At 40.5% G+C, this 11516-nt stretch carries 10 protein-coding genes and 1 pseudogene; 1 reads left to right on the forward strand and 10 read right to left on the reverse strand.

Features of this window, described 5'->3' with window-relative positions; translation table 11 throughout:
• The first annotated feature begins 38 nt into the window (after positions 1-38).
• Entirely contained in the window at positions 39-494 is a 456-nt protein-coding gene (nrdI, locus tag AEX56_RS00325) for a class Ib ribonucleoside-diphosphate reductase assembly flavoprotein NrdI (protein ID WP_049617460.1), read from the forward strand.
• A 244-nt stretch (positions 495-738) separates the two neighbouring features.
• Here the strand turns inward: nrdI and AEX56_RS00330 are convergent, their stop codons facing one another.
• The 10 genes and pseudogenes from AEX56_RS00330 to AEX56_RS00365 form a co-directional block, all read right to left on the reverse strand.
• Positions 739-1806 (reverse strand): hypothetical protein, encoded by a 1068-nt coding sequence (locus AEX56_RS00330; RefSeq protein WP_053093884.1) that lies wholly within the window; start codon positions 1804-1806, stop codon positions 739-741.
• 47 nt (positions 1807-1853) lie between these two features.
• Complete coding sequence (locus AEX56_RS08710; RefSeq protein ID WP_236682928.1) at positions 1854-2000, reverse strand: hypothetical protein; 147 nt, start codon at positions 1998-2000, stop codon at positions 1854-1856.
• Positions 2001-2029: 29 nt separating this feature from the next.
• A complete protein-coding gene (locus AEX56_RS00335; RefSeq protein WP_049617461.1) occupies positions 2030-3013 on the reverse strand; it encodes a LacI family DNA-binding transcriptional regulator in 984 nt (327 codons plus the stop codon).
• A gap of 9 nt (positions 3014-3022) precedes the next feature.
• On the reverse strand, positions 3023-3685 hold the full coding sequence (locus AEX56_RS00340) for a DUF1189 family protein (RefSeq protein WP_236682929.1): 663 nt from the start codon (positions 3683-3685) through the stop codon (positions 3023-3025).
• 512 nt (positions 3686-4197) lie between these two features.
• Positions 4198-5055, reverse strand: a complete 858-nt coding sequence (locus AEX56_RS00345) for a sugar ABC transporter permease (RefSeq protein ID WP_049617463.1) — start codon at positions 5053-5055, stop codon at positions 4198-4200.
• A pseudogene (locus AEX56_RS00350) lies at positions 5056-6199 on the reverse strand (sugar ABC transporter permease). It abuts the gene before it with no gap.
• A 26-nt stretch (positions 6200-6225) separates the two neighbouring features.
• Complete coding sequence (locus AEX56_RS09300; protein WP_330218238.1) at positions 6226-6513, reverse strand: carbohydrate-binding module family 20 domain-containing protein; 288 nt, start codon at positions 6511-6513, stop codon at positions 6226-6228.
• Positions 6510-8330, reverse strand: a complete 1821-nt coding sequence (locus AEX56_RS00355) for an alpha-amylase family glycosyl hydrolase (RefSeq protein ID WP_330218239.1) — start codon at positions 8328-8330, stop codon at positions 6510-6512. Before AEX56_RS00355 ends, AEX56_RS09300 begins: the two co-directional genes overlap by 4 nt.
• Positions 8331-8343: 13 nt before the next feature.
• The gene (locus tag AEX56_RS00360) at positions 8344-10041 is read right to left on the reverse strand and encodes a glycoside hydrolase family 13 protein (protein WP_049617464.1); all 1698 of its coding nucleotides are present in this window, start codon (positions 10039-10041) and stop codon (positions 8344-8346) included.
• 122 nt (positions 10042-10163) lie between these two features.
• Positions 10164-11429 carry an extracellular solute-binding protein gene (locus tag AEX56_RS00365; protein ID WP_049617465.1) on the reverse strand — a complete coding sequence of 422 codons (1266 nt, stop codon included), beginning with the start codon at positions 11427-11429 and terminating at the stop codon, positions 10164-10166.
• Positions 11430-11516: the final 87 nt, after the last annotated feature.

Below are 11516 nucleotides of genomic sequence, written 5' to 3' on the forward strand. Positions count from 1 at the left end.
GCTATTAAAGATTAGAACAAAGAAAGGAAGAATCTGACATGAAAAAGAAGATATATTTTGTTTATATCAGCCTCAGTGGCAATACACAAAGTTTCGTACAGCGTCTGACTACCTTCCTTCAATTTCAATCGAATCTGGAAATTGAGCAAGTTCATGTCAAGGATTTGGTCAAACAAAATCTCCCCTTCTACGAAGTAGATGCCCCTTTTGTCAGTTTTTTGCCGACTTATCTGGAAGCAGGTAACGGTATTGATAATGGAGATGTTGAAATTATTACCATGCCACTGTCGGAATTCATTGCTTATGGTGACAACGCTTCTAAATGTTTAGGTATTGTTGGCTCGGGTAATCGCAATTTCAATAATCAATATTGCTTAACTGCTAAACAGTATGCTCAACGTTTCGGCTTCCCAGTTCTCGATAATTTTGAGCTTCGTGGGATGCAAAATGATATCGAACGCGTTGGCAGAAAAATTATGGAATTAATGGAGTAATGAAAAAACGCCCACGGGCGTTTTTTTAAGTTTAATTCTTTTAAGGGGTCTAAGAGCCTAGTTAAACTAAATTTTTAAGTGAAATAAATTGCCTAGCTCTGTGAAAACAAGTAGGTATAAAATTCTATGAGAAGTAACTGCCGCTGGTTACAACTGTTCACTGGCGAGTTATAAGTACGAGCCCGGAGGGAACCTAAGAAAGGTATCAATCGAGCTCCTTGTTTCTTAGTCTAGCCTTTTCACTTTATCTATTCGTCAAAATCGCTATACTTTGACCTGCAATAACAAAGTTATTCACAGACTTATCCACAACCGGTGGATAAGTAAATTGAATAGTGGCTTGTAGGTCTTTTTGACACTCAAAATCATTATGAGCAAAATTGATGATAAAATCCGTACTTTCGTTAGCAGTAGACACTGTATAACGTAAAACATAGTCTGTCAACCAATAGAAGCTACAACTTTGTTCAATCGTACTATAATCCGCTTGGGAAAGGCTAGGATGTGCCTTTCTAAAGGCAATTAATCCTTGAATAAACTCTACATGTTCTTTGAATTCCAAGGCGCGTTGCCAGTCCATTTGATTGATGTTACCAGACAGGTTATAACTATTATCAACTTCATTTTTTGTACGGAAAAATTCTTGCCCACTGTGGATAAATGCCAATCCTTGAGAAATCAAGACCAGCTGTAGACCAAAACTTGCTGCGCGTTTTTGATCATGAACAGTGATATTTGGATTTTCAATATGGAAATAATCAAAGGCAGTCGCATTATCATGGCACTCAATATAATTGAGTGATTGAGCAGGATGGAGGAAATGCATGCCACGACTACCAGCTAACAGTTGCTGGATCTTTTCATGAGCTTGTTTTTCCACTAATTTTTTCGGATCCAAAAGGATTCCTTTTATGGTATCACGATAATCATCGTTAAAGAAGGAAATAGTAGGCATATGGGCTGCATTATACTGATGGGCTAAGTCCTCAAAAGGCAAGCCTGTAGCCATTTTCCAGCCTTCTCCGTAAAGATAGACATTTGGATAAAGTGTTGTAAGTTGCTCAGAAATAGTACTCATGGTCTTGATACCAAGGATGCCCATGAGGTCAAATCGAAATCCATCAAAGCCATAAAGAGACACCCATTGACGAACGGATTGCTGGATGTAGCGACTAACCATAGGACGTTCGCTTGCAACGTCATTGCCATTATAAGTATAGAGTTGATCGAAAATAGCAGAGCGGACAATCTCTCCATAGACTAATTCTGTACGATTGCGATCTTGGTCGTAGACTGTATAGTCAGTTTCCAAGTTAAGTGGATGGAGACAGGTTAGCAGAAAAGTTGTTAACTCTCGCTTTACAGTTGTTTGTGGATAAATAATTCATGAGTAGCTGAGCCAGATTCCAGACAGAACTGCATATGGTCGGAGACAAAACGCGTTTCCATTTCTAATCGGATAGTGGCTAAATCGTCTAAATAAGCGTGAAATGAACGTAAGGCCATGAGCCAAGACTTTCCTTTCTATTCGTAGTTTATAATTCGATAATGGTATGAGGAATGACACGACGGTAGCAGACTTGCTTCCCTTCTTTGGTATCATTGATGATTTGAAGCAAAGTATTAAAGGATACGCGTCCCAGTTTAGTAGCGTTGATGTCTACGTAGGCGGTAATGTCAATTTTGGGCATCACCGAATCAAAAGAGATAATCGGTAAATCAAGACCGGTTTCCTTGAGATAGCTAAGCACACCTTCTGCGACGATAGTGTCGGTTGTGATGATAGCATCAAGCGGTTGCTTGGTCAATTTCTTCATGACTTTATAGGAATTATCTTCCAAAAGGAAACCAGAAGAGAATTTGACTTTGGCCTCATCAAGCTCCATATGATGGGCTTTGAGTGCATTTTTGTATCCCTCATACCGGTCTTGCGACACGACCAATTCCTTATTACCTGCGACAAATCCAATATTTTTATAGCCTTTATTGATGAAATAGCTAGTCGCTTCAAAGCAGGCTTGGATATTATCGTTGTCGACGAGAGAAACAAAAGGCGACGAGGCTTTCCCCAAAATCAAGAAGGGGAAGTTATGCTGGATAGCCAGTTGTACCAAAGGATCTTCAGGCATAGAATAGAGAAAAATTAGTCCGTCTACACGTCGGCCATAGACCATCTGCGAGATAGCTTCCATTCGCTGTTTTTCGTTCTTTCCTGTGCTGATTTGAATGGCATAACCATTATCAGCAGCCACTTGAGAAATCCCTCTCAGAGCTTGTGGAAAGAAGGGGTTTTGATAGAAGAAGTCAGAATCTTCGGGGAGAACGAGGCCGATGACCTGAGTATAGCTGCTGACTAGACTTCTAGCATTGAGATTGGGGTGGTAATTGAGTTCCTGCATAGCTTGACGTACTGTTTCCTTAGTCTGTTGGCTAATGGAGGAGCTGTTTTGGATGACACGTGTAACCGTTGAGGGAGAAACCCCTGCCCTCTTGGCAACGTCTTTGATAGTTGTTCGCATAAAAACCTCCTATTGAATCTCAGGATCCCGGAATTTGGTCTTGAAGAAAACCCAAATCATGATGAGAACAAAGAGCATATTTTGAATAGTGATGACACTCGGGATGGGCTGTCCCAATAGCCCAATTAGAGCAGCTAAAATAGTTGGTAGACCGAGGCAATTGAGGCTGAAATTGACGCACTCTTTGAAGGTTTGAAAATCGAAAAAATTCGATTTTTTAGTCAGATAAAGAATGCCACTTGCGTCTAGTAACAGAATGATAAAATTCGCCGCTAAAATCAGTCCAGACACACTCATTAAGAGCAGGCTAGTTGTCAAACGATTTTCTTGGAACCAAGCGCGTGAGAGTGCTTGCGTCAAAGAGTCGCGATTTTGAAAGTCTTTTGTTTTCAAATGCTGATAAGAAATTTCCGCCACCGTTTGCATGTTCTTTCGGATAATCACCTGCTGTGCTGTCAACTGATACGAAAATCCTGTCACATCCTGTGTGTCATCTCCAAAATAGACTTGGTCATGGTTAGGTCCTGTATAGGTAAGAGTATTATCCGTAATGACCGCAGTCTTCAAATCGTTCATGACGTCATTGGTTAGAGGGCTGTAGACCCCTTCGAGGATCGTATCAAGCGGATAAGTGCCTAAGCGAGCGATCTGAAAAGCACTAGGTAATATCAAAACTGAAATCAAGAATAGAGTGGTCAGGATGCGCTGCCAGAAATTAAGAGCCTTCCGCTCTGAAAATATGCGTCTAGGTGTGACGATACTCGAAAAATAAGAAATAGGATATGGGAGCATATCTTGGTCCTTTCTGCTAAATAATGAAAAATAAAAGTGGGACAAGTCATCTTGTCACCACTCATACCTGTCTTTGGTAACTTACCTAGACTACTATAATTGCTTTGGGTTGTCAAATAAGCTTAGGTGTGTTGGGAGTAAGTTTTTTTGGGGGGAAGGCTTCAATATTTTTGAAGCATCATTTTCCTCCTAAAATTTCTCCCTAGATTATATGGTTTAGAAATCTTGCTTATAACCTGCTTCTATTTCCAACTCAAAGCACTTCATATAGAATTTTGATATTAAAGGTTTCTGACTTACAGAACCCTTGCTATACAAGCTCCCATCTCCAACTTAGGACTCCGACAAAAGTCGGCTCCTATTTCCCGCCTGATACAGTCTCCCAGACTGTATCAGCCTTTCGTACCACCGTTTGTGAGGCCAGATACGAAGTTCTTTTGTAAGAAGAAGAAGAGGGTAGAGATCGGGATAGCAATGAGGATAGCCCCTGCTGCGAAGAGAGTAACCTTTTGGTTTTTAGCGTCAGAAATGAATGTTTGGAGTCCCACAGCTACTGTGTAATGTTCTGTTGAGCGTAGGAGGAATTTAGCCAACATGAAGTCACCAAATGGTCCCATGAAAGCCCAGAGAGCTTGCACAGCAATCATTGGTTTGACGAGGGGCAATACGATTTGCCACAAGATGCGCAAGTGACCCGCTCTGTCCAATTTAGCAGATTCGTCTAAGTCGTAAGGTACAGTATCAAAGTAACCTTTCATGAGCCAAGCATTCATTGGAATACCACCGCCCACATAGATAAGAATCAAGAACCAATATTGGTTAAGGGCATTGAAGAGCCAAGCCATAACGAAGTAGGCAGTCAAGGCTGCCATAGTTGGCACCATTTGAACAACGAGGAAGAAGAGCAAACTTTTCTTCTTGCCGACAAAGTTGTAACGGCTATAAGCGTAACCTGTGAGCGTGATAACTGTTACCTGAATTAACATAGTCCAGAAGGCAACAATCAAGGTATTCATATACCAGTGACCGTACAGAGTATCATTAAAGAGACGATCGAAGTTATTTAGTGTCCACACACCGTCCAATTTAAAAGTAAAGGCAGTAGTGTTTCCTGGACGAAAGGCAGAGCTAACCGTCACCAAAATTGGGAAGAGGATAATGATTGCAATGAGGATCAGATAAGCATAGGTGAAAAATTGAGTTAAAAATCGTTTTCTTTTTAGAGAACTTGTTCGAGTTTTACTAGCCATTTATCTGTCCTCCATGTTAAATGCGTTGAATTTCTTAAAGGTAATCAATGAAACAGTGATGACGATGAGTGAGATAATCAAGGTCACGGCTGATGCCGTTGAGAACTGAGGAGATGTTTGAGTGGTCAATTTGTAAATCCATGAAATCAGGATATCCGTTGAACCAGCTCCACCACCGATACTACCAGGTCCACCATTGTTGAAGAGGTAGATGATAGAGAAGTTGTTAAAGTTAAATGTGTATTGTGAAATAAAGGTTGGTGCAGCTACGGCCATAATCATTGGAAGAGTAATTTTCCAGCTTCCATGGCACGATTCCAAAGTCCACGAATGGCAAGAATTTTTCAATAAATGGAAGAACTTGCACGTTCATAGCACCGATTGAGTCGTTGAAGAAGTTACCAAAACTCATGATGGAAATGAAGGCTGGAACTGCCCAAGGAAGTAGGAAGATTACGCCAAATACACGTTTGAACTTGATGAATTTTTGGTTGGCAATAATAGCTGTTGCCACACCAATAACGATTTGCAAGGTGGAGGCTGCTAAGGTCCAAATAAACGTCCAAGTCAAAACAGCCGTAAAAGCACTACGGAAAGTGCTGAGTTGAACGATGTTCAAGAAGTTTTTAAAACCAACCCAGTCAAGCAAACGTTGAGGTGGGATATGTCTAAAGTCATAGTTAGTAAAGGCGATAAAGAGCGTTACTATTACCGGAAAGATAATAGTAAACGCCATCGCCAAGTAAGCTGGAATTGTCAAAAGGTAAGGGCAACCATTTTCGTAGAGGCCTTGGAAAGTTTCCTTAGCTGTCATTGGTACCTTAAACCCTTGGTTGATGAGCTGAGCTGCTTTCTTAGCGTCTATCATGCAGATGATATGAATCATAATCATGACTGCAAAGATAACGAGCTGCATTGAACCTTTAATCAAAAGGAAAAGAGAGTGGTCTTGAACGGGGGTTGAACCAAGGGTAATCAAGCCATCGATAGCTGGAATCCCAAACGTTACAATCTCAATCACTTCAAGGATGAATACCCCAAGAAGCATGAGACCTTTAGATTTTTGTTTGTTATACAATTGTCCCAGTCCCAAAACAAGGGATAGCCACATGGCGAGCTGAGGATTTTGTTTTTTAGTATTCATCGTGTCTCCTTTCCGAAACGATGTGTTTATTCTTTTAATGTAATTGTGCTAGCTTGGTCACCAGTCTTGAAGTTGTTGTAATCACTCTTCCAAAGAACCTTACCATTTTGATCCTTCTTAACGAATTGATATTGAATGTCTGTATTGACTGGAAGACTAACATCATAGAACCAGTTCGGATATTCAGCTATTGTAGAAGTCTTATTGAATAGTGGGCCGATAGCTTTGTTTTCATCTCCTCCACCTAATTCAGGAACATTACCTAGTAAGTAAAGTTGATCTCCCCAAGCAGTTGAGAAGTTATTGATTTTCAACCGAACAGGAATTTGTTTGTTAACACTTCAAAGTTAGCATATGCATTGCTTTGTGAGCCTGCACTAGTTGTTAATGAAACACTGTATGAACCGGCTGCGAGCTCAGGAACTCTAACCTTGACTAATGTTTGATCCCATTCGAGTACTTCTGCAGCTTTGTCATTAAAGTAGACAGTTCCTGTTTCAGTACCAAATCCTTGTCCACTTAGCGTAACGGTATTTCCTGGTAAGCCCATTGAAGTATCAACGTCAGCTAATCCTAGTTCTTGTCCCTTACCTTCATACGTCCAAACAGTAACTTTTCCAGGTGCTAGTTCGAAATCTTGAACACTTCCAGATTGAGTAACCACTAAGTCAGAACCACCTAACAAGCCTCCTAATTTGTCGGCATGTGTTCCAGCAGGCATAGCTGTTTGCGCATTGGTAACTTGGTATGAACGAGATTGATTTTTGTTTAATGCAATCAAAGCGACATGGTCTCCGAATTTTCTTTCAAAGACAAGTACATCTTGGTTTACCCAGCGTTGTTGTGTATCGCCATAAGCTAGTCCTTGATTAATCTTTCTCAATGGTGCTAGTTTACTGATTACTTGGTAGGCAACTGAGTTTTGATCAAAGCTAGTCATGTCTCCACGGTTTTCAGGGTCATCTGCACCTTGAGCGTATTGCTCACTACCATAGTAGAGATTTGGAACACCTCTTGAAGTTAATAAGAGTGTGTAAGCCTGATGAACCGCTGTTTTGTTTCCATTTACAATTGTTGAAAAACGTTTCATGTCATGGTTATCAATGAACGTTACTTGATCCGTTACTTCTTCGTAATCTGCTTCCGTAGCTTTCATAACATTATAAAAATCACCCATTGAAGCAGAAAGATTAGTGTAGAGTTTACGCACAGCATTTGCGAAACGGAAGTCGAGTAGACTCATGCCACTATTATTTGTAAAATGGGCCATGTCGCGATCATTGCCAACTCCTCCAACGAACCATTCTCCAAATGCAAAGACATTGTGTTTTTCGTAAATACTACTCAACCAGTTCTTTTGCCAGCCGAGAGACATATGCTTGACAGCATCTACCCGAATACCATCCACTCCCATATCTAGCCATAGCTGGATAGCATCCTTCATATAAGTATCTACTGTTGGATTTACATTGTTTAAGTCAGCAAGACCATATAGACTATGGTAAATTCCATCTTCTAAATCAGGTTTTTGTGACCAAGACTCGTGATTGAAGAGGTTTTGAGTATCACCGGTGAATTTCCCTACTAGCTGGGCGTCTCGATAAAGGGCGCCATCTTCTGGGAAAGTGTAGCCACTATATTCGGCAGTAGAGGTATGGTTTGGTGCAAAGTCAATGACAATCTTAATATTATTTGCATGCGCTACGGAAATTAATTCTTTGAAATCCTCCATTGTACCGAAATGTTTATTGGTACGGAAGAAATCTCTTGCCCAGTAACCATGGTAAGCGGCACTATTTGAAGATGGGTCAATTGATTCGATGTTTTCGACCGGAGAAGAGATCCAAATAGCGGAGATACCCATTTTAGTCAGGTAACCATCTTGAATTTTGGATATGATTCCTTTCCAGTCTCCTCCGTGATACTTACGAGGGTTGCTTTTATCGAATAATTCACCTTGAGCATTATTTGTAGCGTCACCGTCAGAGAATCTATCTGTGACGATCTGATAAATAGAATCTGTTGAAAAATCAGCTTTGTTTTGTACTGAGTTGGCTTCGTCTGCTTGTACAGTTTGGAATAAAGTGGATAATGCAATTGTCGCTAGGGTAGGGATAATATATTTTTTCATATTTGCTTTCTCCTTATAGAGCTGAGATGTGTATTAAGAAACCATTTGCTTTTAATACACTGTTAGAAAATCCATTTTGTATGACTACGTTATCAGCATGGACGCACCCTCTTTTCCCATTATTTATGAGCAATTCTAAAGTTAGCTGCCCGAAAGTACGTTTTAATGAGAGGAGGTCATCCGTAGCGCTGATGTTAATGGATCCTTTTTGGGTTACAGGCTCTTGCTTGAGTTTGATGATGGATTTCATTTTTTCAAGCAATTCTATATCCCAATGTTCTTTATTCCAATCAAATCCTCTACGACAATCGGGATCATATCCGCCTTCCATTCCAAGCTCTGTACCGTAGTAGAGGCAAGGAATACCGACGAAGGTAAATAGCAGAGCTGTCGCAGCTAGTAATTTGTCCTTAGAACCTTTAACTTGGGTTAGGAAGCGATGGGTATCGTGTGAATCTAAGAGATTGAGATTCATGCGATTTACCGCATCTGTATTGCGCATAAGAATATGGTTAAGACGTTCTGCCATGCCTACGGAAGAGAGGCTCTCAGTTGCAAAATAATCTAAACAGGCCTTTGTAAAGGCATAGTTCATGATACCATCATATTGGTCACCTTGTAAATACGGATAAGCATCATGCCAGTTTTCACCGATAATGATGAGATTTGGATTGATGGATTTGACAGTCTTTCTGAATCGACGCCAGAAGTCGTGTGAAACTTCATCGGATACATCTAGTCGCCATCCATCTAGTTTAAATTCTTGTGTCCAATAGCTCGTAACCTCTAGTAAATAGTTTTGAACATCCAGATTTGAAGTATTGAGTTTTGGCATGTAAGCGACAGTTGCAAAGGTCTCATAATTTCTTTTTTCGATGCTTGGCTGGTCACCATCAATCATAAACCAATCAAAATAGGTAGAAGCTCCGCCATTTTTTAAGACATCTTGGAACGGCTCCCATAAATCGCTGGAGTGATTAAATACTGCATCCATGACAATTCGCATACCGAGCGCGTGGAGTTCATCAACTAGTGCTTTAGAGGAAATCTTAGTACCGAATTGACGGTCAATTTCATAGTAATCATTGATGTCGTACTTGTGATTGCTGATGGATTTGAAGATAGGGGTCAGGTAAATAGTGTTGACACCCAAACTTTTCAAGTAGCTTAGTTTTTGACGAATACCGTCTAAATCACCTCCAGCAAAACTTGTTGGCAGAGGTTTGTCTGTCCAGGCCATATTGATATAGCTATCGTCTTTATCTATGTCCCCACGGTAAAAACGATCCACAAAGATCTGATAAAAGACCGCGTCGTCTGCCCAATCTACTACTCGATGAACATCAATCGGGTTGATATAAGGCATTTGGAAACAATCATAGAATGCAATAGAAAAATCATATTCTTTGCTGAAACCACTTTCGCTATAAAAGAGTGCTTCCTTATCATCTTGGACCTTAAAAATATAGACAAAGCGTACATCACTTAGCTGCAAACGAGCTTCAAAGTAAGCATGTAGATGGTCTACAAACGCCAAAGTCATAGGGGATTCTTCTTGGCGATCTTGATAGCTATATTTATCACCGTAGACCAGTGAGATGGCTAAATCTTTGTCTTCTTTTGCTACCCGCAAACGGATAACGAGCTCCGTGTCGGAAATAGCAAAACAATATCTTGAATCTGGAATATGCAAAAATGCAGCTTTGTTCATATTCGGTTCTTTCTCCTAGTGTATCTGTTTAATCTTTTATCTCTTTACCAAGACATAAAAACTTGATAGAGAGATAAAAAGCTGAACAGGAATATCTGAATCAGCTTTTTAGGGTAGATGAATTATTCAGCGTATTTTTGTTCAATTGCTTCTTTGATGAATTTAACAGTTGCTTCGCTAGCTGCTTTTGGTTCTTTGTTACCAGATGCTACATCGAAGAACAATGTTGCTGCTGGTTCCCAAACTTCAGCCATTTGAGGAATGTTTGGCATTGGTTGTGCGTTAGCAAATTGGTTGATAACGGCAGTTGTCAATTCATTTCCTTTAGCAGCAACAGCTTCACGAGCTTTTGTATTAGCAGGAATTTCTTGTGTAGCTTCATAGAAAGCAGTTTGGTTTTCTTCGGTAGTCAAGAAGTCAACCAATTTTTGAGCAGCTTCCATGTTTGCGCTGTAGTTTGAAACAACCCAAGCTTTACCACCACCAAAGGCTTCGTAGTTTTTACCATTTGCAAGAGTTGGGATTTGAGCAGCACCCCAGTTTACGCCTGCATCTGTCAAACCGGCAGCAGCCCAAGGACCGTCGATGATTGCAGCAGCTTTACCTGTAACAAATTGTTCTGTTATGAAGTCACCAGCTTTTGTAGGATCTTGCATTCCTTGAGGCCATGTGCCGTACCATTTTTTAGCGTATTCCAAACCTTCAACAGCAGCAGCGTTTGCAAGACCGATATCTGATGGATCAGTACCATCTTCACCAAACACATAACCACCGTAACCAGCAATCAAGCCGTATGCATAGTAGAAGTCAGTCCATTTTGCTAAGAAACCAACTGCTTTACCATCTTCACCAGCAAATGCATATTTAGGATCTTTTTGAAGTTCTTCTAACTCAGCAAATGTTTTTGGAGCTTCTTTAATCAAGTCTTGATTGTAGTAAAGAACAAGTGATTCAACAACCGCTGGAGCACCATAGGTTTTGCCATCCATTGTTACCAAGTTTTTAGCTGTATCATCAAAGTCAGCTTCGTTGCCGAGCTTCAATTCAGCCAATTGACCCTCGTTGCCAAGACCACCCACACGGTCATATGGTGCAAGGAATACATCAGGAGCAGCACCAGTAGGACCATCTGTCGCTAACTTATCGAGGGTGTCCATCATGCCTTCTTCTTTGACTTCAAGTTTAACACCAGAGTCTTTTTCGAATTTGTCTTTGATACCTTTCATGTAATCGATATAACCTGGGTCAACAGACACAACTAATTTATCGCCACCTTTTTCAGACTTGTTGCTATCTGAAGATGAAGAACCGCCGTTACCACATGCTGCAAGAGCAGCAACTGACGCTAGTGACAATGAGCCAAGAGCAACTTTTTTCCAATTCAACATACGAATTGTCCTCCTAAAAAATTAATTACGAAATTTTGCTTTGCCAACGCAAACGCTTTCTCAAACACCTATAGTGTACTACAAAAT

It is taken from the genome of Streptococcus sp. X13SY08 (assembly GCF_001182825.2).
Lineage (GTDB): Bacteria > Bacillota > Bacilli > Lactobacillales > Streptococcaceae > Streptococcus.